We start from the raw sequence: 25,350 nt of genomic DNA, 5'->3' as shown, positions 1-25,350 counted from the left end.
CCCCCCACCCACCCAGGGGCGCGGGGAACTGCGCGACCAGCCACGACGGACCCGCACCCGAAAGCGAACCGCTCAACTGGAGGAAGCTGTCAGAGACAGCAGATCCCGCGCCGGCCCCGCAGGCCGATGCCCCGTCGGCCACACCGCCCGCAGAGCCCGGCTGAGCCGCACATCCGCAACAGGGATCTCGACAAGGCGACGAGCGGACAGTTCCTCACCGAGGGCCAGTTCGCTCAGGACGGCCGGCCCCGCCCCGCTGACCGCGGAGGCCTTGACCGCCGTGGTGGAGGAGAGCTCGATCAACGGCCGAGCGAGCCCCCCGAGAGCCGCCTCCAGGACCTGGCGCGTCCCGGAACCCGTCTCGCGAAGAATCAGCGACGTCGCCGCCAGCTCCGCCGCGTCGAGCGGCCGACGCCGCCGCGCCCATGGATGCCCGGGCGCCGTCACCACGATCAGCCGGTCGTGGGCTATGACCGCGGAGTCGAGCCCGGTCGGCACGGACAGGCCCTCCACGAAACCGAGATCCGCCTCGTCCGCGAGAAGCCGCTCGGCCACGACGGCCGAGTTGCCGGCGAGCAGCGACACCGCCGTGTCCGGACGCTGGGTGCGCAGCGCGATCAGCCAGCCCGGCAGCAGATACTCGGCGATCGTCATGCTCGCGGCCACCCGCAGCCGTGAGTCTCGACGGTCACGCAACGCCTGGGCGCCGGCGTCGAACGCCTCCGCCGCCTCTACGATCCGCCGCGCCCAGTCCGTCACCAGTGCACCCGCGTCCGTGAGCTGCGAGCCCCGGGGCGAGCGGTCCACCAGGGCCACGCCCAGCTGCCGCTCCATCGACCGGATGCGGCTGCTGGCCGCCGGCTGCGTGATTCCCAGCTCGCGCGCTGCCCGTCCCAGGCTTCCCAGCCGTGCTACGGCGAGCAGGAGCTCCAGGGCACCGAGCTCGGGCACGCTGCGGGCCAGGCCGCCGCCTGTGCCTGGGAACTCCTGTTCAGCCACGCTCATAAGCTCACCCTATGCCTCCGGCGGTTGAGCGGTTGGGTTCGTTGTCGAGCGCGGGCTCGTTGTGGCTGGTCGCGCCCGCGCGGCGGAGCCGCAAATTGATACAGCCCCGCGCCCCTGGGTGGGTGGGGGGTGCGGGGCCGTGGGCCGGTGCGTCAGCCCGTCGCAGGGTGGGCATACGGCCCGGTGTCGGTACACAGTGCGGCTGACCTGAGACCGAACCTACGCGACGGGCATACGACGCACCGACCCACGCCCCCTCCCGCCGGTGGGCAAGTGGCGGGTGCGTGGTGGCTGAGGGCTCGTCTTTTGGCTTTTAGGGGCGCGGGGAACTGCGCGACCAGCCACAACGGCGCTGCAGCCGACAACGAACCCAACCGCTCAACCGCCGGAGGCCAGCGCCTTGCTGAGGAGGCGGGGCGCTTCCGCCAAAGAGGGCCCGTACCAAGTGAGATGGCGTCCGCTGACGAGCGCGCAGGGTCCGTCGAACGCCTCAGGGCCGTCGTCGGCCGTGAAGCGATAGGGCTCGTCGGGGAGCACGACGAACTCCGCGGTCCTCAACTCGTCGATGGGGACCCGCGGATAGCGTTCCGCGTGCGTGGCGTACACGTTGTCCACGCCGAGTCGGGCCAGTACGTCACCGGCGAACGTGTCCCGGCCGAGGACCATCCACGGGCGCCGCCAGATCGGCACGACCGCTCGGAGGCGGTGAGACGGCACCGGCAGGTCCGCCCACGCGGCCTCCGCCTCGTCCAGCCACCGTGGCCGGCCCCGGACCCCACATGCCCCGGTCACCCGCTCGAGCTGGGTAAAGGCTTGGGGCACATCCCGCACTTCTGTCACCAGGACCTCAAGTCCCGCTTCCCGCAGGGCGGTCAGGTCCGGTTCCCGGTTCTCCTCCTCGTTGGCGATCACGAGATCGGGCGCGAGCCGCACGATCCGCTCGACGTCCGGATTCTTCGTGCCCCCGACGCGTACGACGTCGAGGTCGGCCGGGTGGCTGCACCAGTCCGTCGCCCCGACCAGCGCTCCGGGCACGGACACCGCCACCGCCTCGGTCAGGGAGGGTACGAGCGATACGACCCTCACCGGCCCACGACCGGTCACCGCCGGGGATCCTCAACGGCTTCGATGTGGTCCGCGACGGCGACGACCAGCACGCGGGTGTCCGGCACGGTCGCCCGCCACCGGTGTCGTACGCCGCCCGTCATGTACAGCGTGTCGCCGCGTCCGAGCCGGTACGCGCGGCCCTCCGCCTCGACCTCGACGGCGCCGTCCGCGACGTACATCAACTCGTCGTTGCGGTGCTGGAACTCGCGGCCCTCGTCCTGGTCGCCGCTGAACTCCATGGCGTGCAACTGGTGGTGACCGCGCACCAGAGGGCGCACGCGGGGCTCGTGGGTGAACTCGGAGTCGTCGGAGCGCACGACGTCGACGCTGCGCGCCGGGTCGGCGGCGGCGAGGAGTTCGACGCAGGTCGTCCCGAGGGCGTCCGCGACGCGTTGGAGGGAGCGCATGCTGGGCCGGGCCCGCTCGTTCTCCACCTGGCTCAGGAACGGCACCGACAGACCGCTGCGCTCGGCGACGACGGCGAGGGTGAGCTCCAGTGCCCGGCGCCGCCGCCGGACGGCCGCGCCCACCCGAAGGGCATCTTTGCTGTCGTCCATCGCCTCGGCTCCCTCCTGGGCGTCGTCGGTGCATGAATCGGTGCGGGCGGTTCGGTGACGGCCCGGTGTCAGTACGTACGAGCCAATGTCTCCCGATGTTTTGTTTGCACCCTACGCATGTTCGGCAAACCGTTTCATGCGCCCGTCACAACGCCGTAAACATCGCCGTCTCGACCATGCCACGAAGCGTCACAGTACGTGCCGGTACGGAACGTCAAGGGGTCGGCACGGTCGGTGTCCAGGTCGTATGCGTGGCCCGGAAGCGCCGCGAGGGGTGGCCCTCGCCACGCCGGAATCGCTTGGTTCCCGCGGCGAAGTCCACCCCTCGGTTCGGCTGCTGCCGTGCTACCGCACTGCTATGGAGTCATCCGGCTCACCATGTCCGGGTGCTCCTTCAGCCATGCGTCGACGGCTTCCTCCTCCTTGCCCTGGCCGCGGTCCTTGATCTCCGCCTCCAGGGTGCCGAGTTCGTCCTCGCTCATCTTGAAGTTCTTGATCCACTTCGTGAGCTGCGGGTACTGCCCCGGGAACGCCTTGTTGGTGATGGTGCGGATCGTGTTCCCCTCACCGAAGGCCTTCTTGGGGTCCGCCAGCTTGGTGAGCTCGTACTCGCTGTAGGCCCAGTGCGGGGACCACAGGACGGCGATGATCGGCTCCTTCTTGGCGTACGCGCGCTTCAGTTCGGCGAGCATCGCGGGCGTGGAGCCGTCGACGACCTTGTACTCCTTGTCCAGGCCGTAGCCGGGCAGGACGTCCTTCTTGAGCAGGTTCATCTCGCCGGTGCCCGGCTCAATGCCGATGATCTTGCCGCCGAAGGTGTCGCCCTTGCCCTTGAGGTCCGCGAGGGACTTGACGTCCTTCACGTACGAGGGCACGGCGAGTTCCAGCGAGGTCGGCTGGTACCAGGTGCCCAGGTCTCTCAGGTTGTTCTTGTACTTGTCCCAGTAGTTGGCCTGGGCGTACGGCAGCCACGCGTCGAAGTTGACGTCGATGTCGCCGGTGGACAGGCCCGTGTAGACCGGGCCGACGTCCATCTGCTTGAGGTTGAGCGTGTAGCCGCGCCGGGCCAGGACGTTCTTCCACAGGTAGGTGACGGCGACGTTCTCGTCCCAGGGGAAGAAGGCGACGTCCACCGGACGCTTGGCCTCCGCCGGGCTGCCGCCCGTGGAGTTCTCGACCGGGGCCAGCTTGTCGACGACGCCGGGGTTCGCCTTCAGCCAGGCGCGTACGGCGTCCGGCTGCTTGCCCTTGCCGGCCTTGTTGATCTCCGACTCGAGGCTGGTGAGCTGCTTCTCGGTCATCTTGAAGTTCTTGAGCCACTCGCCGACGACCGGGTTGTCCTTGGCGAAGCCCTTGCGGGAGACCGTGTGCACGCCGTCGCCCTTGCCCCAGGCACCCTTCGGGTCCTTGAGCTTCGTCAGTTTGTAGTCGCTGTACGCCCAGTGCGGCGACCACAGCGTGACGACGATGGGCGCCTTCTTGGCGTACGCGCGCTTCAGCTCGGCCAGCATGGCGGGCGTGGAGCTGTCGACGACCTTGTACTCCTTGTCGAGCCCGTACTCCTTGAGCACCTTGCTCTTGAGCAGGCTCATCATGCCGGCGCTGGTCTCGATGCCGGTGATCTTGCCGCCGAACTCCGAGGCCTTGCCCTTGAGGTCCTCCAGGGAGTCGATGCCCTTCATGTAGGAGGGCACGGTCAGCTCCAGGGACGTCTGGCCGTACCAGGAGCCCAGGTCGTCGAGCTGCTTGCCGTACTTCTTCCAGTACTGCTCGTGGGTGGTCGGCAGCCAGGCGTCCGTCTGGAAGTCGATGTCGCCCTGGGCGAGCGAGGTGTAGATCGGCCCCGCTTCCATCTGCTTGGTCTCGACCTCGAAGCCGCGCTCCTGAAGGATCTCCTTCCACAGGAAGGTGGAGGCGACGCCCTCGTCCCACGGGATGTAGCCGATGCTGATCTTCTTGCCCTGGCCGACGTTCGTCGAGGCGGCGGCGGTGGTGGTCTCGGAGTTCGTACCGCCGAAGACGCCCATGCCGCCGGCGACCAGTGAGAGCACCACGACACCGATCATGGCCACGGCGGGCCGGGGGCGGTAGGACCAGATCTTCAGGCCCTGCGTGGCGCGCAGCCTGGCGAGGGCGCGGCGGCCGAGCGGCGAGACCTGGGTGCCCAGGGAGCTCGTCATGCGGTCGAGGTAGATCGCCAGGATGACGATGGCGACTCCGGCCTCGGAGCCCAGGCCGACGTTCAGCTGGCCGAGGGCCTCGTTCACGTCGCCGCCGAGGCCGCCGGCGCCGACCATGCCCGCGATGGCGGCCATGGACAGGCCCAGCATGATGACCTGGTTGACACCGGCCATGACCGTGGGCAGCGCCAGCGGCAGCTGGATGCGCAGCAGGGTGTTGCCGGGGGTGGTGCCGAACGCGTCGGCGGCCTCGACCAGTTCCTTGTCGACCTGGCGGATGCCCAGCTCCGTCATCCGGACGCCGGGTGCCAGCGCGAAGATGAGAGTGGCCACGATGCCCGCGGGGGCGCCGGTGCCGAAGAAGAGGATCGCCGGGATGAGGTAGATCATCGCGGGCAGTGTCTGCATGAAGTCGAGCACCGGCCGGACCAGGTTGCTCACCCGGTCGGAGCGCGCCGCCCAGACACCCACGGGTACCGCGATGACGAGCGCGATGATCGTCGCCACGAGGACGAGCGACAGGGTGATCATCGCGTTCTCCCACAGTTCGAGGGAGTCGATGAAGGCGAATCCCAGGAAGGTGAGGACGCCGGCGGCGGTGCCGCGCAGCCAGAACGCGATGACCGCGAAGATGCCCGCGAGGAGCAGCGGCTCGGGGGCCTGGAGGACGCCGTTGATGCCGTCGTAGGTGCCCTCGAAGATGGTCTTCAGGAAGTCGAAGAGCCAGGCCATGTGGGTGAGCAGCCAGTCGACCGCGTCGTTGACCCAGTCGCCGAAGGGGATCCTAGGCATCGGTCTTCACCGCCTTGACGACCTCGTCCCGCGGTGAGTCGCAGGCCCTGGGCTCGCCCTGTTCGTCGCCGAGGAAACCGATCAGCCGCTGCCGTGGGACGACCCCGACGAGTTTCTGTTTCTTGTCGACCACCGCCACCGAGTGCGGCACGCGGGCGCTGATCGCGCAGAGGTCCACGAAGGAGGTGTCGGGCCGCGCGGTCTCGCAGCCGCAGTCCGCTTCGTCGCCCCGTAGGTTCGTGTCCATGACGGCGTCGGCGGTCAGTACCCGGGAGCGGTCGACGTCCTTGGTGAAGGAGGCGACGTAGTCGTTCGCGGGGCGGACCAGGATGTCCTCGGCTGTACCGATCTGGACGATGCGGCCGTCGCGCATGACGGCGATGCGGTCACCCAGGCGCATGGCCTCGTTGAGGTCGTGCGTGATGAAGACGATGGTCTTCTGGAGCTTCTTCTGGAGCTCGATCAGCTGGTCCTGCATATCGCGGCGGATCAGCGGGTCGAGCGCGCTGAAGGACTCGTCCATCAGCAGCAGGTCGGCGTCGGTGGCCAGAGCACGGGCCAGGCCCACGCGCTGCTGCATACCGCCGGAGAGCTCGTCGGGCCAGGACTTCTCCCAGCCGGCCAGGCCGCACATCGCGAGGGCGTCGGTGGCGCGCGTCTCGCGCTCGGCGCGCGGCACGCCCTGTACCTCCAGGCCGTACGCGGCATTCTCGAGGACGCTGCGGTGCGGGAAGAGCGCGAAGTGCTGGAAGACCATGCTGATCTTCTTCGAGCGGACCTGGCGCAGTTCGTGGTCGCTCAGCGCGGTCAGGTCCTGGTCGTCGAAGAGCACTTGTCCCGCGGTGGGCTCCAGCAGTCCGTTGAGCATGCGCAGCAGGGTGGACTTGCCGGATCCGGACAGGCCCATGACGACGAAGGTCTGGCCCGGTTCGACCGTGAAGGACGCGTCGATCACCGCCGCGGTGGTGCCGTCGGCTCGCAGTTCCTCGCGGTCCGCTCCCTGACGGAGTCGCTCGACTGCCTTGTCGGGTCCTCTGCCGAACACCTTGAACAGGCTCTCGGCCTGCAGCCTGGATGACACATGTACCTCTCGGGTCGAACCTAAGACGGCCCGCCTCCCCCGCCGGCGGGCCGTGGAGCGACGCGGGTTCCGCCCGCATGTCCGGTCCGTATTTGTTCCGCATTTGTCATGTGTGGTTGAAAACGCGACCGGGTTCGCTCCGGGTCCGCGCCTGCCCCCGCTTATGTGGGCCAAACGCCGGAGTGCTCCAGTTCACACGGTGTTTACGTTTGACGAGTAGGGACGCTCGCCGTCGTCGGCAGTTGCTCCTGAGGGTCACTGTCAGTGGCATACGGCATGATGCGGAGCGTGACGCAGCAGACGCAGAATTCCCGCCGAATCATGCTTCTCGACACCGCCTCGCTGTACTTCCGCGCCTATTTCGGAGTGCCGGATTCAGTGAAGGCCCCGGACGGCACGCCGGTGAACGCCGTGCGGGGCCTGCTCGAATTCATCGACCGGCTGGTCCGGGACCGTCACCCGGACGATCTCGTGGCCTGTATGGACGCGGACTGGCGGCCGCAGTGGCGGGTCGACCTGATCCCCTCCTACAAGGCGCACCGCGTCGCGCAGGAGACCGAGACCGGACCGGACGAGGAGGAGGTGCCCGACACCCTGTCGCCTCAGGTGCCGGTCATCGAGAAGGTCCTGGACGCACTGGGCATCGCGCGCGTGGGCGTCGAGGGGTATGAGGCCGACGACGTGATCGGCACGTTCACGGGCCGCGCCACAGGCCCGGTCGACATCGTCACCGGCGACCGCGACCTCTTCCAACTGGTCGACGACAAGCGGCAGGTGCGGGTGCTGTATCCGCTCAAGGGCGTAGGCAGCCTGCAGCTCACGGACGAGGCGCTGCTGCGCGAGAAGTATGGGGTGGACGGACCGGGGTACGCGGATCTGGCGCTGCTGCGCGGCGACCCGAGCGACGGGCTGCCGGGGGTGCCGGGCATCGGCGAGAAGACAGCCGCCAAGCTGCTGGCCGAGTTCGGCGACCTGGCCGGGATCATGGCGGCGGTCGACGACCCGAAGGCCAGGCTCACGCCCTCGCAGCGCAAGCGCCTCGACGAGTCGCGGCCGTACTTGGCTGTCGCGCCCAAGGTCGTCAAGGTGGCCGACGACGTGCCGCTGCCGGTCGTGGACACCGCGCTGCCGCGCACGCCGCGCGACCCGGCGGCTCTGGAGGAGCTGGCGGTGCACTGGGGCCTGGGCGGCTCGCTGAAGCGCCTGCTGGTGACGCTCGGATCGTGAGCCGTCACATCCTGCACTTGTTTTTCGGACCCGACCTTTTGCCAGTTCAAAGATGTGGTCATCAACACTCCAAGCGTGGTCATCGACTTGTCGAGCGAGAGGTGTTAACTAGGGGAAGGTGCTAACTTAGGCAAGCCTTAGTGAACTTCGGGAGGCCGTCATGGCAGAGCGTCCGGCACGCAGGGTTCCCAAGCCCCACTCCGCGCGGGTCGTCCGCACGGAGCGGCTCACCCCGCATATGCAGCGCGTGGTCCTCGGCGGCGAAGGCCTCGCCGAATTCACCGCGGGCTCCAGCACCGACCATTACGTGAAGCTGCTGTTCGGGGCCGAGGGCGTGACCTATCCGGAACCGTTCGACATGACGCGGATCCGCGAGGAGTTCCCGCGCGAGCAGTGGCCGGTGACCCGTACGTACACGGTGCGTGCCTGGGACCCGGAACTGCGCGAGCTGACGCTCGACTTCGTGATCCATGGCGACGAGGGCCTCGCCGGGCCATGGGCCATGCGGGTCCAGCAGGGCGAGATCGTACGGTTCATGGGTCCCGGCGGGGCATACGCACCCGATGCCGGGGCCGACTGGCATCTGCTGGCCGGGGACGAGAGCGCGCTTCCCGCGATCGCCGCCTCCCTGGAGGCGATGCCCGACGGCGCGAAGGTGTACGCGTTCGTGGAGGTCGAGGGTCCGGACGAGGAGCAGAAGATCGCCTCCGACGTGGAGGTCGTCTGGCTGCACCGCGGCGACCGGCCCATCGGTGAGGCGCTGGTCGAGGCCGTACGGGCTTTGGAGTTCCCGGAGGGCCGGGTGTGCGCGTTCGTGCACGGCGAGGCGGGCTTCGTGAAGGAGCTGCGCCGGCTGCTGCGTGTCGAGCACCAGATCCCGCGCGAGGACCTGTCCATCTCCGGCTACTGGCGGCTCGGCCACAACGAGGACGGCTGGCAGGCGGCCAAGCGGGACTGGAACGCGCAGGTGGAGGCCGAGCAGGAGGCCTCCGGCGGTTGAGCAGGGCGCCTACGGGGAGGGTGGGGTCGGTTCGTTGGCGAGTGCCGGTTCGTTGTGGCTTGTCGCGCAGTTCCCCGCGCCCCTTACGGGGCGCGGGCCGTACGGACTTCACTCCCACTAGACCGAGCGCTGGTACGCCCTGAACGTGCGGATCGACAGCCATACCGCCGCCACCGCCAGTGCGAGCAGTGCCCCTCCCCTGGTCAGTACGTCACTCCAGTCCGGGTTCTCCGCCATGGCCGAACGGCCTGCAACCATCGCCCAGTCGAGCGGGTTGAAGTCGGCGATGTGCCGCATCCAGCCGGGCATCTGCGACGGCGCCATGAAGGCGGAGGAGAGGAACGTCAGCGGCAGCAGCAGGAACGTGTTGATGCCGATGATCGACTCCCGCTCGCGCACCAGCATCCCCACCGCGTTCGAGAGCGCGCCGAAGACCGTGCCCAGCAGTGAGGCCGCGACCACGAGGACGCCCAGGCCTGCGATCCCGCCCGGATAGTCCGCGCCGCCGAGCTTCCCGAGCAGGATGATCAGCACGGACTGCACGGCCGTGGTCAGCCCCTGCTGCACGACGTTGGCGTTCATCAGGGCGCCGCGGCTGACCGGAGTGGTCAGGAACCGGTTGAGCGTGCCGCGCTCGATCTCCTCCAACGTGCCCATGCCCGCCCACATGTTGGAGCTGAGCGCGCTCATCACGACGATGCCCGGCACGAGGTAGTCCAGATACGTGGACGTGCCGAAGCCGCCGAGCTCGACGACCTTCTTGAAGAGGTTGCCGAACAGGAACAGCCAGATCGCCGGCTGGATCAGCATGAAGACGACGTACGCGGGCTGACGGAGCACCGCCATCAGCTGACGCTGCGTCATGTACCAGGTCTGGCTGAGGGTGTTGGTGCTCTGGGCGAGGGTGCTGGTGCTCATCGGGCGCCTCCGGCGAGGGCGAGAGTCCCGGTCGTACGCGCCGCCGCTTCCGCCTCCGCGTAACGGCGGCCCGCGTAGCGCAGGTAGACGTCGTCGAGCGACGGGCGGGCCACGGTGGCCGCGGCGACGCCGACCCCGACGCGCTCCAGGGCGCCGAGCAGGGCGGGCACAGCGGCAGCACCGTCCCCGGCGCGGACGCTGATCCGGTGACCGTCGAACAGCACCTCGTGCACGCCGGGCAGTGCGGTGAGGGCGCCCGTCAGGAGCGTACGACCGGCTTCGCCGACCGCTGCGCGCAGTTCCACGTGCACGGCGTCGCCGCGGAGTTCGCCCTTGAGGACGTCCGGGGTGCCCTCGACGACGACACGGCCGCGATCGACGATGGCGATGCGCTCGGCGAGCCGGTCGGCTTCTTCGAGGTAGTGGGTGGTGAGCAGGATGGTCAGGCCCTCGTCACCCGCGAGGCGGGCGATCTCGTCCCACATCGCCGTACGTGCCTCGGGGTCGAGGCCCGTCGTCGGCTCGTCCAGGAACAGCACCTCGGGCCGGTGGACCAGGCCGAGCGCCACGTCGAGCCGGCGCTGCATACCGCCGGAGTAGCCCTTGACCTGGCGGTCCGCGGCGTCGGTGAGATGGAAGCGGGCCAGCAGTTCGTCGACGCGGCTCTTCAGCGAGCCGCCCCTCAAACCGTAGAGCCTGCCCTGGAGTCGGAGGTTCTCGCGGCCGGTGGCCACCGGGTCGGCGCCGGACTTCTGCGCGACCACGCCGATCGCGCGGCGCACCCGGTCCGGGTGGCGCAGCACGTCGTGGCCCGCGACGGTGGCGGTGCCCGAGTCGGGGCGGGCCAGGGTGGTGAGGATCTTGACGGTGGTGGACTTGCCGGCGCCGTTGGGGCCGAGGAGCCCGAAGACGGTGCCCGGCTCGACAGTGATGTCCATGCCGCTGAGGGCGGTGACGTCACCGGGATAGGTCTTGATCAGCTGGCGCGCCGCCACCGCGGGCGCATGGGTGTTCATGACGACAGCTCTCCTCAATGTGCGGATGACGACTGATCCGCGTGAAGAGCGCCGGGCTATCCTGGGTGTGCCGCACCTCGATCGCCCGGCCTGCTTCACCGCGGGTCCGGTCCGGGGTTCGAGACCCTGGCGGGGCTGCTGCAACAGCCCTGCCGGGGTCTTTCTCGTTCTGGCTGCTCTTCCTGACTACTCTTCGAAGTGACCGGCCTCCAGGTCCTGGAACTCCGGCGGCATCTCCCCTGTGTCGTGGAACGTCCGCCACTGTTCGACGCCGGGCAGCGTGCCCTCCTCGACCTCCTTGAGGAAGCCGCGGACCCACTCGGCCTGCGCCTCGACCATGTGCAACTGGTACTCGGTCTCCACGAGGAAGATCCGGGGCAGCGTCTCGTAGAGCTTCGCCAGACCGCCCCGCGCGCTCGCGGCCTGCACCTCCAGGGAGTTGAGCCGCTCTTCGAGCAGCCGCACCACCTCGTCGGGATGCAGGATCCCCATCAGCGAGAGCGCGGTCTCGAAGATCGGGTACTCGCGTGCCGGTACGGCCAGCAGATCGGACAGCCACTCCGACGCCTCCTCGCGCCCGGCATCCGTGATGCCGTAGAGCGTGCGCTCGGGCCGCCTGCCCTGCCGCTGCACCTCGGCGACCTCCACGAACCCGTGCTTCTCGAGGTTCTGCACAACGGTGTACAGCGAGCCGTAATTGATCTTCGTGGTGGTGTCCTTGCCGCGCCGCCGGAGCGTCTGGGCGATCTCGTACGGATGCATCGGCTTCTCCATGAGCAGCACCATCACGGCCAATGCCAGCGGATTGCCGAGCTTCCTGCGCTTGGTCGCCACCTGAGTCACCTCGCCTCCGAATATCCGTGGCCGAACATATCGCGAGTCGAGGTGAGCGTCAATACACACGATGTATCGCGATTCGGCGCCACTCGCAAGGGCGTGAGGACTTCGGCCCGTGGCAGACATGGCCGCGTCATGCGAGCGAAACAGCCGCTCCCTAATTTCTGTCAACCGACAGGAATTCCGCTCCCCTGTTTCCCCTGTGCCGAAGGCAGGTGCCGCCGTGACGACAACCGCCCCCTCCGACGTCCACTCCGATCCACCGCACTCCCCCGGCGACGGCTCCCTCGCCGAGTTCGGCTACCGCCAGGAACTGCACCGCAGTCTGGGCCGCTACGCCTCGTTCGCCGCCGGCTTCTCCTTCATCTCGGTGCTGACGACCGTGTTCCAGTTCTTCGCGTTCGGCTACACCTTCGGCGGGCCGGTGTTCTTCTGGACCTGGCCGGCCGTGCTGATCGGACAGTTCCTGGTCGCCGCGTGCTTCGCGGAGCTGGCCGCGCGCTATCCGATCTCCGGCGCCATCTTCCAGTGGTCGTCCCGGCTCTCCAACCTCACCTTCGGCTGGTTCGCCGGCTGGATCATGGTGATCGGGCAGATCGTGGTGGTAGCCGCCGCGGCGCTCGCCCTGCAGATGGTGCTGCCCGCGATCTGGTCCGGTTTCCAGCTCATCGGCGACGACCCGACACCGACCTCCGCGGACGGCGCGGCCAACGCGGCGCTGTTCGGCGTGATCCTGCTCGTCCTGACGACTCTCGTGAACATCATCGACATCCGCGTGATGTCAGTGATCAACCGGGTCGGCGTCACCGCGGAGATCATCGGCGCCGTCCTGATCATCGTGCTCCTGCTCACCCACTCCGAGCGCTCTCCCGGCATCACGTTCCACACCGGTACGGCCGCCCAGTCGGGCCTGTTCGGGGCGCTGCTGGTGGGTTCGTTCGCGGCGGCGTACGTGATGATCGGCTTCGACAGCGCGGGTGAGATGAGCGAGGAGACGCACCAGCCGCGGCGTACCGCGCCCCGCACGATCCTCACCGCCCTCGGTGCGGCGGGCCTGCTCGGCGGCCTCATCATCCTAGGCGGTCTGCTGGCCGCGCCCAGCCTGACCGACGGCCGGCTCGGCGTCGAAGGCCTGAGTTACGTCCTGACGAGCAGCCTGGGCGACGGCGTGGGCCGGCTGCTGCTCGCCGACGTCGTGGTGGCCATCGCGGTGGCGACCCTCGCGATCCAGACGGCGGCCTGCCGGATGCTGTTCTCCATGGCCCGCGACGGCCAGCTGCCGTTCTCCGGACGGCTCGCGAAGGTCAACCCGCGCACCGGCATGCCGAGTGCCCCCGCCCTGGTCGTCGGCGTCCTGGCCGCGGCCCTGCTGCTCCTCAACTTCGCCTCGCCGGAGGCGTTCCTCGCCATCGGCACCACGTGCATCGTGATGCTGTACCTCGCGTACGCGATGGTGACGGGCCCCCTGCTGTGGCAGCGCCTGCGCGGCAACTTCGACACCACCGGCACCGACGAGACGGGCCGCCCGTTCTTCTCCCTCGGCCGCTGGGGCGTCCCCGTCAACGCCCTCGCCCTCCTCTACGGCCTGTTCATGACGATCAACCTCGCCTGGCCGCGCGCCGAGGTGTACGACCCGGCGGGCGGGCACTGGTACTTCCAGTGGTTCACCGTGCTCTTCCTGAGCGTGACGCTCGTCCTGGGCGGCGCGTACCGGGTGTACAAGGCGCGTACGGCCGTCGCGGAGGCGCCCGCGTACGCCGCCTCAGCCTGACCGCGTGGCCTCCTGGCTGCCTGCCCGCCTGTTGACGTCTGGCTGCCTGACCGCCTGACGAGGCCTCTGCGTACCCTTGACCAGGTGAGACGTAGGACGACCCGGATTCCGCCCGCTCCCCTGCCACAGCGTGAGGGGGTGGATCCGGTGCGGGTCCGGCTGCCCGTGGAGGGGTCGTGGGGCACCGTGCGGGAGCATCTGGTGGAGCGGCTCGCGGTGGGGGCCGGGGTGATCGACGGGATGCTCGACGCGGGGCTGATCGTCGGTGAGGACGGGCTGCCGGTGGCGGCCGACGCGGCGTACGTGCCGGGGTTGTTCGTGTGGTTCCACCGGGAACTGCCCGACGAGGAGCCCGTGCCCTTCGACCTCGGCATCGTGTATCGCGACGAGCACATCGTCGTGGCCGACAAGCCGCACTTCCTCGCCACGACGCCGCGCGGCAGCCATGTCGCCCAGACGGCTCTCGCGCGGCTGCGGCGGGAGCTGGGCATTCCGACGCTCGGGGCCGCTCACCGGCTGGACCGGCTCACGGCCGGGCTTGTGCTGTTCACGGTGCGGCCCGAGGAGCGTGGCGCGTATCAGTCGCTGTTCCGCGACCGGCTCGTACGCAAGGAGTACGAGGCCGTGGCGCCGTACCGGGAGTCGCTGGTGCTGCCCCGCACCGTGCGCAGTCGGATCGAGAAGGAGCGCGGGGTGATGGCCGCGCGGGAGGTGCCGGGCGAGCCGAACGCCGTGAGCCGGATCCAGCTGGTCGGGCAGCGGGAGGACCGCGCGCGTTACCGGCTGGTTCCCAGCACCGGGCAGACCCACCAGCTGCGGGTGCACATGAACGCGCTGGGTGTGCCGATCCTCGGCGACCCCCTCTACCCGGTCGTGACGGGCCCCGTGCCGGCCGGTGACTTCCGGCGCCCGCTCCAACTGCTGGCGCGGGTACTGGAGTTCACCGATCCGGTCACGGGGCGAAAGCACTCGTTCGTGAGCGGACGAACGCTGGAGGCGTGGTCCGCGTACGAGGACTGGGCCGCCGGCGGCCCGGGCGGGTCGGGTCAGTAACCGCGCCACCAGCGTACGAAGCGCCGCCAGGCGCCGAGCCTGCGCTCCGGCACGGCAGCCGGAGCCGCGGGCTGAGGCTGGGCCGAGGCGAGTTCGCGCCGGGCAGCCGTCGGCTCCGGCTCGGGTGCCGTCGGCCGCGCTGCCGGGGCGGGTTCGGAACTCGGGGCCGGTGTGGTGACCTGCCAGTCCGGGCGGGGCTGCGGAGCGGGATGCGCTCCGGGCCGCTGCATGACGTCCTGCGCCGGTTTCGGCGCGAACGTGACCGGGAGTTCCACCAGATGCCGGGACGAGATGGACGCCGTCCAGCGCAACTCGTGTTCCTCGCAGGCGAGTTGGACGTCCGGCAGTCGCATGAGGAGCGCGTCGACGCCGACGTCGGCGATGGCGCGGCCGATGTCCTGGCCCGGGCACTCGTGGGGGCCGCCACTGAAGGCGAGGTGCGAGCGGTTGCCCTGCATGTTCGCCGTGAGGTCCGGGCGGACGCGCGGGTCGACGTTGCCCGGTGCCATTCCGAGCAGCAGTCCGTCGCCCTTGCGGATGCGCTGGCCGCCCAACTCGGTTTCCTGCTTGGCGAAGTAGCCCAGGACGGCACTGAACGGCGGCTCGTCCCACAGGGACTGCTCGACCGCCTCGGGCACCGTCATCTGGCCGCCGTTGAGCTGGGCGCGGAAGCGCGGGTCGGTGAGCACCATGCGCAGTACGTTGGCGATGAGGTTGGCGGTGGCCTCGTAGGCGGCGCACAGCACGAGGCGCAGGTGCTGGGCCACCTCGTCGTCGGTGAGCCTTGCCGGGTGCTTGATGAGGTGGCTGGTGAAGTCCTCCTGGGGATGGGCGCGGCTGCGGACGGTGAGCCGCGTCAGCACGCTCATGAGGTACTCGTTGCTGGCGATCGCAGTCTCAGTGCCCTTGATCAAGTCGCGGGCGGCGTGCACGATGCGGTCGTTGTACTCCTCGGGCATGCCGAGGATCTCGCACAGCACGGCCATCGGGAGGTGCTCGGCGAACTGGCTCACCAGGTCGGCGCTGCCCTCCTCGCAGAAGCGGTTGACCAGGAGCTGCGTCGAGCGGTTGATGTAGCGGCGGATACCGCGGTGGTCGATGGTCGACATGGCGCCGGTGACCGCGCCACGCAGCCGCAGGTGCTCGTCGCCCTCGGCCATGGCACAGATGGGCTGCCAGGCGAAGAGGGGCATCAGCGGGTGGTCGGGCCCGGCCGTGCCGTCCCGGACGGCGGTCCAGATGCGGCTGTCGCGGCAGTACTGCGAGGGCGTGCGCACCATGTGCAGGTTCTCGGTGTGGCCGAGCACCACCCAGATCGGCACGTCGTTGTGGAGCAGTGCGGGGGCCACCGCACCGTGTTCGGCGCGCAGTTTCTCGTACAGGGCTCCCAGGTCCTCCGCCTCGGGTCCGTACAGGCGGCGCAGTCCGCCGGGGCCCGTACCGTGGGCGGGGCAGCCCGGTGGCGGGCCGAGCGTGGGGTCGTCCGTGCCGGTTGGGGAGTGGGATTCAGGCGTCACGGCAGTCGCTTTCGAAGCTGAAGTGGTGAAGTGGAGATGTGGTGACGTGGTTTCGATGTCTGTCTTGGGGGTTGATGTCTGTCTGGGGAGTTGACGGGCGGGGTCAGGCGGACGCGGAGGCCATGGCGATCGAGTGCAGGAACCGCATCAGGGTCATCAGGACGTCACGGCTGGAGGCCCTGCGGCGCGCGTCGCACTTCACGATCGGGATCTCCTCGGGGAGATCGAGCGCCGAGCGCAGGTCGTCCATGGGGTAACGGGGCGCGTCCGGGAAGTCGTTGACGGCGACGACGAACGGCACACCGCGCTCCTCCAGGCGGCCGATGACGTCGAAGCTGACTTCGAGGCGGCGGGTGTCGATCAGTACGACCGCGCCCAGGGCACCCTCGAACAGGCCGTTCCACAGGAACCAGAAGCGCTCCTGGCCCGGTGTGCCGAACAGGTACAGCACCAGCTGTTCGGTGATGCTGATGCGGCCGAAGTCCATGGCGACGGTGGTGGCCGTCTTGCTGTCCGAGCCGTAGTTGTCGTCGACTCCGACGCCGGCCTGCGTCATGGTCTCCTCCGTGGTCAGCGGCCTGATCTCGCTGACGGAGCCCACCATCGTCGTCTTGCCGACCCCGAAACCACCCACGATCACGATCTTCACGGCGGCTTGCGCCGTGTGCGGAAGATGGTCCTCGGCGCGAGGGCCCGTGATGGTGTCAGAGCTTTTGAAGTCCATGCATCACCGCTTCGAGGAGGGAACGGTCGGGCAGCTCCGAGCGGACGATCGGGGCGCGCGCCTGTACCAGTTCAGCCGTCAGCAGCTCGGTCAGCAGTACGGTCACGACGCTGAACGGCAGATTGAGATAGGCCGAGAGTTCGGCCACGGACAGAGGGGTCTTGCAGAGCTGGAGCAGTGCCGAATGTTCCGGCTGGGCGGTGGGCGGCGTGTCGGCGCTCGCCACGATCAGGGTCACCAGGTCGAGCGGGGCACGATCACCGTCCTCGACCTGGCCGGTGAGGATGTACAGCCTGCCCGGGTGGGGCACCTCGCCCTGCCCCGCTCCTGCCGCCGGGGCATCCGCAGAGATCCCCTCCGGGATCTTCTCGGGGACGTGTTCCGGCGGTTCCTTGGGGAAGCGCCGTCGTCGTTGCGGAGGAGTCATACGGCCTGCCCGTTCCGCCGGGGCGGACTCGTCAGGTGGGCGCCGATCCGTACGACGAGGTCGCGCATGCGGTTGCTCATCAGCCCGGCGTCCACGGTCTCGTCCGCGAGCACGGCGAGATAGGCGCCCGGGCCCGCGGCCATCATGTAGAAGTAGCCGCCGTGGATCTCGATGATCACCATCCGCATCCGGCCGTCGGTGTCCGGGATCTCGGTGGCGACGGCCCCGGCCAGGCTCTGCAGTCCGGCGCAGGCGGCGGCGATGCGGTCGGCGGCGTCGGGGTCGCCGCCGTACCGGGCGATGCGCAGGCCGTCGGCAGAGAGCACGACGACCTGCCGGGTCCCGTGCACCCCGTCGGACAGCTCCTTGAGCATCCAGTCGAAGTTGGCTCGCTGCTGGATCACTTGAGGTCCCCCTCGTCGTCGGCCTCCGCAGGGGCCGGAGTGTTCGTCGCGCCTGGTGTCTTGTCCTTGCCGTCCTGGCCGTCCTGGTCGTCGTTTCCGCCCTTGAGGCCGGCCATGAACGCCTCGACCCACAGCCCGGGTTCGGGCTCCTCCTTCTTCGGGGCGGGCCGCGCCGCGGTGGAGGAGGCGGACCAGTCGATGACGGGGCGGCCGGCCTTGCGCGCAGCCTCCGCCTCCGCTTCGGCGGCCCGGGCCTCGGCGATCCGCTGGCTGAAGGGGATCTTGACCCGGCTGCGGCGCTGCGGCAGGCCGTTCGCCGTCCACTCGGTCACCTCGGGGACGTCGTCCTCCATCGCGGCCACCGAGTCGGGGATGCGGGGTCCTGTGGTGGGACGGCGCCGCTTGGGCTTGCGCTCCGGTCCCTCGACACCGCCGAAGTCCACCTTGGGCACGGAGGAGGCACCGATGCCGTGGGCGAGGCCGGGGGCGGGGACGGATTCCTCGGTGAGCATGTCGCGGGGTACGACGATCACGGCGCGGACACCGCCGTACGCGGACTGCCGCAGCGAGACCTGCATCTTGTACATCTGCGTGAGCCGGCCGACGACGGCCATGCCGAGCCGCGGCGTCTCGCCGAGGTCGTTGAGGTCGATACCGGCCTGGGCCTTGGCGAGCATGCCCTCGGCCCGCTTGCGTGCTTCCTCGCTGAGGCTGACGCCGCCGTCCTCGATCTCGATGGCGACGCCGGTCTGCACCTCGACGGCGGTGACGTGCACCTTGGTCTGCGGCGGCGAGTAGCGCGTGGCGTTGTCGAGGAGTTCGGCGGCGGCGTGGATGACGGGTTCGACGGACGGGCCGTTGACGTTGACCTTGGCGATCGAGTGCAGCTCGATGCGCCGGTACTCCAGGATCCGTGACATGGAACCGCGCAGCACGCTGTAGAGCGGTACGGGCTTGGGCCACACGCGGCCCGGGCGGGAGCCGCCGAGCACGGAGATGGAGTCGGCGAGGCGGCCGATCAGTGCGGTGCCGTGGTCGATGCGCAGCAGGTCGTCGAAGACCTCGGGGTTGCGCCCGTGGTCCTCCTCCATCTCGCGCAGTTCCTTGTTCTGCTGGTGGACGATCGCCTGGACGCGTCGGGCGATGTTGACGAAGGCGCGCTGCGAGGAGTCGCGCATCGCTTCCTCGTGGTCCACGATCGCCAGCATGATGCGCAACAACTCGCGCTGGGAGTTGGGGAGTTCACGGTAGGCGGGGTCGGCGTCGACGACTTGGCGGATCGACTCGTCGGGGGAATCGCCGCCGCGCAGCCGATACAGCGCGGCGGGCAGCAACTCCTTGCCGAGGTGGACGATCTGGTCGTCATGGGCGGCGATGCGCTGTTCCAGAAAGGCCGTCCGGTGCGCGAGTTCCGCGCGGACGGCTCGGATGACACGGCCGCGGCGGACCGCCTCGGCGGCGGTCGCGATCACCAGCAGCGTCGCGATGGCTCCGCACCAGCCGACAGCGATTCGGGCCGGTTCCGTCACGGCGGCGACGGCGGCCCCGGTCGCCGCGGCCATCAGTATGGCCGGCAGCAACAGCACGCGCGCGTAGGGAAGTTCACGGCCACCGGGAGGCGATTGAACACTCACCATGTATGCCCTCTAAGACAAATCGGCTGGGGATTTGGGGGGAGTTCTATGGATCTTCAGAACATTGGGGAACAAGCGCACGAATACACCGCAACTCGGTGCGCCGCGGGCGAGCTTAGTCCGACCGGATCATCGCTGAGTCATATTCAGCAAGCACCTGAAATCGCCCTGGCGACAGGAGTAATCTCGGCCCCATTTGCACGCTCGGAAGCCATTCGAACACGATGCGTAACTGCGTACGAGCACACGAAAACCCCTCGTCAGAAGGGGCGAGACCCGGCCCGTAGGGCGCGCTGAGGGGTCCCGGCTCAGATCCCCGCGATCCGCAGAGCCGCGTCCGCGGTGGCCTCGGCGAACGCCGAGACGGGCCGGTCGGGATCGGATCGGTGGACCAGGATGACACCCTCGATCAGACCGAAGACCAGATCCGTCCGCAGATCCAGCTCAGTCTTGGCGAGCGCGCCGCCCGCCGCGGTCGCGGCGAGCAACTGCCGGTAGGCGTCCTTGAGTTCGGCCCGTACGGCATGAAAGCCGGCGAAGCGTTCGGCGCGCACCTCGGGCAGCAGATAAAGGCCGCCGAGGTTGTGCGGACCGCCGCAGAGCAGCTCGACGTCCGTGCGGCACAGGTCCCACAGCCGGTCCTCCGCCGGAGTCATGTCCTCGGCGAGGAGCTGCCGTGCGTAGGCCAGCGAGGGCGTGACGGTGGACTCCAGGAGCTCGGCGAGGAGGTCCTCCTTGCCGGAGACGTAGTGGTACATGGACGCCTGACGCATGCCCGCCCGCTCGGCGACGGCACGGGTGGTCGTGGCCGCGTACCCACGCGTCGTGAACAACTCCGCGGCGGCCGTGAGGAGTTCGTCGCGCACCGAGAGACCACTGTCCGGCCGCCGCTCGGCGCGCGGCCTGCCCACTCGTCGTCCGCTGGTCCCCATGCGTTCGATCCTCGCACACGGCCCCGGACGCCGATCTCGGTGAGCCATCGGTAACCGCGCCGCAACGCCCGGGCAACGGCGCCGACCCGCCGGGCTCCTAATTTCTGTCGGGCGACAGAAATGACGTACACCGACAGACCGAAATGACCGACCACTGCCGAGCCGGAGGTCCAGCGATGGCGACAGCGACCACGTACGGAGCCCGGGCCCACGCCAGGGCCCAGGAAGGCACCAGCGCCGAGGCCATGCCCGTAGTCCCGGCGAGCGACTGGCCCGCACCGCCCTGCGAGGCGGGCCATCTGGTGTGGGCGGAGACGGTGGCGGGCGGCAACTACACGCACAGGGTGCTGGCCCGCGGCACGGAGCTGCGGCTGACCGACCTCAGGGGCGACGCCTGCGCGCATCTCCTGCTGTTCGCCGCCGACCGGCCCTGGGAGCGCCTGAACGTGGCGGACACGGTCAAGGTGCAGTGGAACGCCTACCTCGGCGAGGACCGGCTGCTCCTCTCCGACCAGGGCCGCGTCCTCGCCTCGGTGGTCGCCGACACCTCCGGACGGCACGACGCGCTGTGCGGCACCTCCACCCTCGTACGGAACACGGAGCGGTACGGGGACGGGACGCCGCAGTCCGCGTCCCCCGCCGGGCGCGAGCTGTTCAAGCTGGCCGCCGCGAAGAACGGCCTGACGGCCCGGGATCTGCCGCCGTCGCTGTCCTTCTTCCAGGGCGTGGAGGTACGCGACGACGGCGCCCTCGACTTCACCGGCTCGGCCGGTCCTGGCGCGAGCGTGACGCTCCGGGCCGAGCAGGACGTCACGGTGCTGCTCGCCAACGTGCCGCACCCGGCCGACCCGCGCGCCGACTACACCAGCACCCCGCTGGAGGTGCTGGCCTGGCGCGCCGAGGCCACCCCGCCAGGCGACCCGCTGTGGGAGGCCTCACCGGAGGGCCGCCGCGCCTTCCTCAACACCGCCGAATTCCTTGCCGCGAGGGGGATCGCATGAGCGACACAGCCACCGTCAAGTCCGTCGTCCCGGCCCGCTCCGCCTGGTCCGCGACCGTGCGGACGGGCGAGACGCTCACCCTCACCGACCTGCACGGCAACCAGGCCGTCGATTTCCTGGCGTACGACGCCCACGACACGGCCGTCCGCTACAGCGCGCCCGACACGATCCACGCCCAGGGCAACATCTTCCTGACCACCGGCAGCGTGCTGCTGTCCAACGAGCACACCCCGCTGATGACCGTGGTCGCGGACGACGTCGGCCGGCACGACACGGTCGGCGGCGCCTGCTCCAAGGAGTCGAACACCCTGCGCTACGGCCACCACACCTGGTCGCAGCACGCGTGCGTAGAGAACTTCCTGGCCGAGGGCTCCAAGTACGGCCTCGGGAAGCGCGATCTCGTCTCGAACATCAACTGGTACATGAACGTGCCGGTCGAGAAGGACGGCACCCTCGGCATCGTCGACGGCCTCTCCGCCCCGGGCCTGCAGCTCACACTGCGCGCGGAGCGCGACGTGCTCGTCCTCGTCTCCAACTGCCCGCAGATCAACAACCCCTGCAACGGCTTCGAGCCGACGGCCGTGGAGATGACCATCAGTGAGGCGGGCACTCGATGAGCGGCGGGGAAACGGCCGACGGCGGAGGAACGGCCTTCGACACGCTCCTCGTCGCCAACCGGGGCGAGATCGCGGTCCGGATCATCCGTACGGCACGTGAGCTGGGTCTGCGTACCGTCGCGGTGTACTCCGACCCCGACCGCTCGGCGCCCCACGTCCGGCTCGCCGACGAGGCCGTACGGCTCGGTCCCGCACCCGCCAAGGAGTCGTATCTCGACGCCGATCTCATCCTGAAGGCGGCGAAGGACACGGGCGCTGGGGCGATCCACCCGGGCTACGGCTTTCTCTCCGAGGACGCCGCGTTCGCACGGCGCTGCGAGGAGGCGGGAATCGCGTTCGTGGGGCCGACGCCGGAGCAGCTGGAACTGTTCGGGGCGAAGCACACGGCCCGGGCGGCGGCACAGGCGGCCGGGGTGCCGCTCGCACCGGGCACGGGTCTGCTCGCCTCCGTGGAGGAGGCCGTGGCGGCGGCGGACCGTATCGGCTATCCGGTGATGCTCAAGGCGACCGGCGGCGGAGGCGGTATCGGCATGTCGGCATGTCGCTCCGCCGACGAGTTGGCCGAGGCCTGGGAGCGAGTGCAGCGCGTCGCCGCCGCGTCCTTCTCCTCCGCCGGGGTCTTCCTGGAGCGGCTGGTCGAGCACGCCCGCCATGTCGAGGTGCAGGTCTTCGGCGACGGCACGGGCCGCGTCGTCACCTTCGGCGACCGCGACTGCTCCCTCCAGCGCCGCAACCAGAAGGTGGTGGAAGAGGCCCCGGCACCCGGGCTCCCCGCCCATGTGCGCGATCAACTGGCCTCCGCCGCCCGGGACTTGTGCTCCTCGGTCGGCTACCGCTCCGCCGGAACCGTCGAGTTCGTCTACGACGCGGCCCGCGAGGAGGCGTACTTCCTGGAGGTCAACACCCGGCTCCAGGTGGAGCATCCGGTCACCGAGGAGATCTACGGCGTCGACCTCGTCGCGTGGATGCTGCGACTCGCACGCGGCGACTCCGAGGTCGTACGCGACCCGGGCGCGCCCCGCGGGCACGCCGTCGAGGCACGCGTGTACGCCGAGGATCCCTCGCGCGAACACCGGCCCAGCGCGGGCCTGCTGACCCGGGTCGAGTTCCCGCCGGGCGTACGCGTGGACGGCTGGGTCGAGACGGGCACCGAGGTCACCACGTCGTACGACCCCATGCTCGCGAAGATCGTCGCGTACGGCTCCGACCGTGCGGACGCGCTGGCCCGGCTGGACGATGCGCTGGCCGGGACCCGGGTCGACGGCATCGAGACGAACCTGGGTCTGGTGCGTGCGGCGCTCGCGTCGGAGGACTTCCGGGCGGCCACGCACTCCACGGCGACGCTCGCGGGGGTGAGCGATCCGACGCCGCGCATCGAGGTCGTCTCCGGCGGAACGCTGACGACCGTCCAGGACTGGCCGGGCCGGATCGGCTACTGGCAGGTGGGCGTACCGCCGTGCGGACCGATGGACGACCTGTCGTTCCGGCTGGGCAACCGTGCGCTGGGCAACGACGAGGGCACGCCCGGCCTCGAATGCACTTTGCGGGGGCCGTCGTTGAGGTTCACGCACGAGACGACCGTGTGCGTGACGGGCGCTCCGGCACCGGTCACCGTGGACGGCGCGGCGGTCGCGCAGTGGGAGCCGGTGACGGTGCCGGCGGGCGGTGTACTGGAGATCGGTGCGCCTCGCGAGCACGGTCTGCGGACGTACGTGCTCTTCGCCGGCGGCCTGGACATCCCCGCCTTCCTGGACAGCGCGGCGACCTTCACGCTGGGCGGGTTCGGCGGGCACGGCGGGCGGGCGCTACGGACGGGCGATGTGCTGCACGGAGGCGCGATCGCGTCTTCGGGTGCGGCGGTCCCCGAGGACGAGCGGCCGGTGTTCGGCGCCGAGTGGCAGGTGAGCGCGCTCGAAGGCCCGCACGCCGCCCCGGAGTTCTTCACCGAGGACGACATCCACGACTTCTACGCGGCCGACTGGAAGGTCCACTTCAACTCGGCACGCACGGGCGTACGGCTCATCGGTCCGAAGCCCCGCTGGGCGCGCACCGACGGTGGTGAGGCGGGCCTGCACCCCTCCAACATCCATGACACGCCCTACGCGGTCGGCGCGGTCGACTACACGGGCGACATGCCGGTCCTGCTCGGCCCCGACGGCCCCTCCCTCGGCGGGTTCGTGTGCCCGGCGACGGTCATCAGCGCGGAGCGCTGGAAGCTCGGCCAGCTGCGCCCCGGGGACACGGTGCGTTTCATACCGGTGGACGTGGCGGGTGCGAGGCGGCCCGCGATCGTGGACGGGGGCGTACTCGCGCGGGACGGCGACGTGACGTACCGCCGCAGCGGCGACGACAGCCTGCTGGTCGAATTCGGGCCCATGCAGCTGGACCTGGCGCTGCGCATGCGGGTGCACGCCCTGATGGAGGCGGTGGCCGAGGCCCGCCTCGACGGGATCGTGGACCTCACTCCGGGCATCCGCTCCCTCCAGATCCAGACGGACCCGCACCGCCTCCCCCAGCACCGACTCCTCACCGCGGTACGGTCGCTGGTCGCGACGCTCCCCCCGACGGACAAGCTGGTCGTGCCGTCCCGCACCGTCCACCTCCCCCTCTCCTGGGACGACCCGGCCACCCGAGAGGCGATCGCCCGCTACATGGCGGGCGTGCGCGACGACGCGCCCTGGTGCCCCTGGAACATCGAGTTCATCCGCCGTGTCAACGGCCTGGACTCGGTGGAGGACGTGTACCGGACGGTCTTCGACGCCGAATACCTGGTCCTCGGGCTGGGCGATGTGTACCTGGGCGCACCGGTGGCCACTCCCCTGGACCCGCGCCATCGCCTGGTCACGACGAAGTACAACCCGGCGCGCACGTGGACGGCCGAGAACTCGGTCGGCATCGGCGGCGCGTACCTCTGCATCTACGGGATGGAGGGCCCCGGCGGCTACCAGTTCGTGGGCCGCACGACCCAGGTGTGGTCCGGCTGGCAACAGCGGGGCGCGTTCGAGCCCGGCTCCCCCTGGCTGCTGCGCTTCTTCGACCGCATCAAGTGGTACCCGGTGGAACCGGACGAACTGCTGGAGCTGCGGGCCGACATCAAGTCGGGCCGCTTCGTACCGCAGATCGAGGAGGGCGTCTTCTCACTCGCCGAGTACGAGGCGTTCCTGGCCGAGAACGCGGACTCCATCGCGGAGTTCAGGGCGGGCCAAGGCGCGGCCTTCTCCGCCGAACGGGACGCGTGGGAGGCGGCGGGCGAGTTCACCCGCGCCGAAGCGGCCGCCGCTCCGGCCACGGCCCCCGCGGAGGTGACGGTCCCGCCGGGCGGCCGCCTCGTGGAGGCCGAATTCGCCGCGTCGGTATGGCAGTTGAACGTAGCCCCGGGCGACGAGGTAACCACCGGCCAGCCCCTCCTCGCCCTGGAGGCCATGAAGATGGAGTCCAGAGTGCACGCACCGATGGACGGCGTGGTGATACAGATCCTCACCAAGCCGGGGGCCCAGGTGGAACCGGGCACGGCACTGCTGGTCGTGGGACCTACGGCTCCCTGAAACCA

Annotated in this window: 21 protein-coding genes; 7 read left to right on the top strand and 14 right to left on the bottom strand. The window is 69.8% G+C overall.

Translation table 11 applies throughout. From position 1 onward, the window contains the following. Nucleotides 1-72: 72 nt before the first annotated feature. From G5C60_RS21725 to G5C60_RS21705, 5 genes are all read right to left on the bottom strand, one after another. Nucleotides 73-1,005, bottom strand: a complete 933-nt coding sequence (locus G5C60_RS21725) for a LysR family transcriptional regulator (protein ID WP_165261783.1) — start codon at nucleotides 1,003-1,005, stop codon at nucleotides 73-75. A gap of 378 nt (nucleotides 1,006-1,383) precedes the next feature. Further along, nucleotides 1,384-2,091: a helical backbone metal receptor gene (locus tag G5C60_RS21720; protein WP_165261791.1), complete on the bottom strand. Its 708-nt coding sequence runs from the start codon at nucleotides 2,089-2,091 to the stop codon at nucleotides 1,384-1,386. A gap of 14 nt (nucleotides 2,092-2,105) precedes the next feature. Then, complete coding sequence (locus G5C60_RS21715; protein WP_165261781.1) at nucleotides 2,106-2,669, bottom strand: helix-turn-helix domain-containing protein; 564 nt, start codon at nucleotides 2,667-2,669, stop codon at nucleotides 2,106-2,108. A 356-nt stretch (nucleotides 2,670-3,025) separates the two neighbouring features. Continuing rightward, complete coding sequence (locus tag G5C60_RS21710; protein ID WP_165261779.1) at nucleotides 3,026-5,641, bottom strand: ABC transporter permease/substrate binding protein; 2,616 nt, start codon at nucleotides 5,639-5,641, stop codon at nucleotides 3,026-3,028. Further along, nucleotides 5,634-6,722, bottom strand: coding sequence for a betaine/proline/choline family ABC transporter ATP-binding protein (locus G5C60_RS21705; protein ID WP_165261777.1), 1,089 nt, complete (start codon nucleotides 6,720-6,722; stop codon nucleotides 5,634-5,636). The genes G5C60_RS21710 and G5C60_RS21705 overlap by 8 nt, the downstream gene beginning before the upstream one ends. A gap of 279 nt (nucleotides 6,723-7,001) precedes the next feature. Between G5C60_RS21705 and G5C60_RS21700 the strand changes: the two genes are divergently transcribed. After that, a complete protein-coding gene (locus G5C60_RS21700; protein ID WP_165261789.1) occupies nucleotides 7,002-7,949 on the top strand; it encodes a 5'-3' exonuclease in 948 nt (315 codons plus the stop codon). A gap of 160 nt (nucleotides 7,950-8,109) precedes the next feature. Continuing rightward, nucleotides 8,110-8,949: a siderophore-interacting protein gene (locus G5C60_RS21695; RefSeq protein WP_165261775.1), complete on the top strand. Its 840-nt coding sequence runs from the start codon at nucleotides 8,110-8,112 to the stop codon at nucleotides 8,947-8,949. A gap of 117 nt (nucleotides 8,950-9,066) precedes the next feature. On the opposite strand, the gene G5C60_RS21690 is transcribed toward G5C60_RS21695, so the two are convergent. The 3 genes from G5C60_RS21690 to G5C60_RS21680 all read right to left on the bottom strand — a co-directional run bounded on the left by G5C60_RS21690 (nucleotide 9,067) and on the right by G5C60_RS21680 (nucleotide 11,717). Beyond that, entirely contained in the window at nucleotides 9,067-9,867 is an 801-nt protein-coding gene (locus G5C60_RS21690) for an ABC transporter permease (protein WP_165261773.1), read from the bottom strand. Next, complete coding sequence (locus G5C60_RS21685; RefSeq protein ID WP_165261771.1) at nucleotides 9,864-10,883, bottom strand: ATP-binding cassette domain-containing protein; 1,020 nt, start codon at nucleotides 10,881-10,883, stop codon at nucleotides 9,864-9,866. Before G5C60_RS21685 ends, G5C60_RS21690 begins: the two co-directional genes overlap by 4 nt. Nucleotides 10,884-11,069: 186 nt before the next feature. Then, a complete protein-coding gene (locus G5C60_RS21680; RefSeq protein ID WP_165261769.1) occupies nucleotides 11,070-11,717 on the bottom strand; it encodes a helix-turn-helix transcriptional regulator in 648 nt (215 codons plus the stop codon). A gap of 226 nt (nucleotides 11,718-11,943) precedes the next feature. On the opposite strand from G5C60_RS21680, the gene G5C60_RS21675 reads away from it, so the two are divergent. Together G5C60_RS21675 and G5C60_RS21670 are read left to right on the top strand one after the other, a co-directional pair. Further along, complete coding sequence (locus tag G5C60_RS21675) at nucleotides 11,944-13,491, top strand: amino acid permease (protein ID WP_165261767.1); 1,548 nt, start codon at nucleotides 11,944-11,946, stop codon at nucleotides 13,489-13,491. An 84-nt stretch (nucleotides 13,492-13,575) separates the two neighbouring features. Next, the gene (locus G5C60_RS21670; RefSeq protein WP_165261765.1) at nucleotides 13,576-14,544 is read left to right on the top strand and encodes a pseudouridine synthase; all 969 of its coding nucleotides are present in this window, start codon (nucleotides 13,576-13,578) and stop codon (nucleotides 14,542-14,544) included. Here the strand turns inward: G5C60_RS21670 and G5C60_RS21665 are convergent. The 6 genes from G5C60_RS21665 to G5C60_RS21640 form a co-directional block, all read right to left on the bottom strand. Then, entirely contained in the window at nucleotides 14,538-16,061 is a 1,524-nt protein-coding gene (locus G5C60_RS21665; protein ID WP_165261763.1) for a cytochrome P450 family protein, read from the bottom strand. The genes G5C60_RS21670 and G5C60_RS21665 overlap by 7 nt on opposite strands. A 103-nt stretch (nucleotides 16,062-16,164) precedes the next feature. After that, complete coding sequence (locus G5C60_RS21660) at nucleotides 16,165-16,785, bottom strand: GTP-binding protein (RefSeq protein ID WP_165261761.1); 621 nt, start codon at nucleotides 16,783-16,785, stop codon at nucleotides 16,165-16,167. Then, entirely contained in the window at nucleotides 16,766-17,212 is a 447-nt protein-coding gene (locus G5C60_RS21655; RefSeq protein WP_165261759.1) for a DUF742 domain-containing protein, read from the bottom strand. The genes G5C60_RS21660 and G5C60_RS21655 overlap by 20 nt, the downstream gene beginning before the upstream one ends. Next, a complete protein-coding gene (locus G5C60_RS21650; RefSeq protein ID WP_165261757.1) occupies nucleotides 17,209-17,616 on the bottom strand; it encodes a roadblock/LC7 domain-containing protein in 408 nt (135 codons plus the stop codon). Before G5C60_RS21650 ends, G5C60_RS21655 begins: the two co-directional genes overlap by 4 nt. After that, nucleotides 17,613-19,253, bottom strand: coding sequence for a sensor histidine kinase (locus G5C60_RS21645; protein WP_165261755.1), 1,641 nt, complete (start codon nucleotides 19,251-19,253; stop codon nucleotides 17,613-17,615). The genes G5C60_RS21650 and G5C60_RS21645 overlap by 4 nt, the downstream gene beginning before the upstream one ends. A gap of 305 nt (nucleotides 19,254-19,558) precedes the next feature. Further along, complete coding sequence (locus tag G5C60_RS21640) at nucleotides 19,559-20,182, bottom strand: TetR/AcrR family transcriptional regulator (protein ID WP_165261753.1); 624 nt, start codon at nucleotides 20,180-20,182, stop codon at nucleotides 19,559-19,561. Nucleotides 20,183-20,358: 176 nt separating this feature from the next. Here G5C60_RS21640 and G5C60_RS21635 point away from each other — a divergent pair, with 176 nt between their 5' ends. Genes G5C60_RS21635 through G5C60_RS21625 form a run of 3 tightly spaced genes read left to right on the top strand, consistent with a single transcriptional unit; the run spans nucleotide 20,359 to nucleotide 25,345 of the window. Next, complete coding sequence (locus G5C60_RS21635) at nucleotides 20,359-21,183, top strand: urea amidolyase associated protein UAAP1 (RefSeq protein WP_165261752.1); 825 nt, start codon at nucleotides 20,359-20,361, stop codon at nucleotides 21,181-21,183. Further along, entirely contained in the window at nucleotides 21,180-21,800 is a 621-nt protein-coding gene (locus G5C60_RS21630) for an urea amidolyase associated protein UAAP2 (RefSeq protein ID WP_165261750.1), read from the top strand. Before G5C60_RS21635 ends, G5C60_RS21630 begins: the two co-directional genes overlap by 4 nt. Further along, entirely contained in the window at nucleotides 21,797-25,345 is a 3,549-nt protein-coding gene (locus G5C60_RS21625; protein ID WP_165261748.1) for a 5-oxoprolinase/urea amidolyase family protein, read from the top strand. Before G5C60_RS21630 ends, G5C60_RS21625 begins: the two co-directional genes overlap by 4 nt. Nucleotides 25,346-25,350: the final 5 nt, after the last annotated feature.

This window comes from Streptomyces scabichelini (assembly GCF_011045015.1).
GTDB lineage: Bacteria > Actinomycetota > Actinomycetes > Streptomycetales > Streptomycetaceae > Streptomyces > Streptomyces scabichelini.
This window is presented reverse-complemented; position numbering and strand designations above follow the sequence as displayed.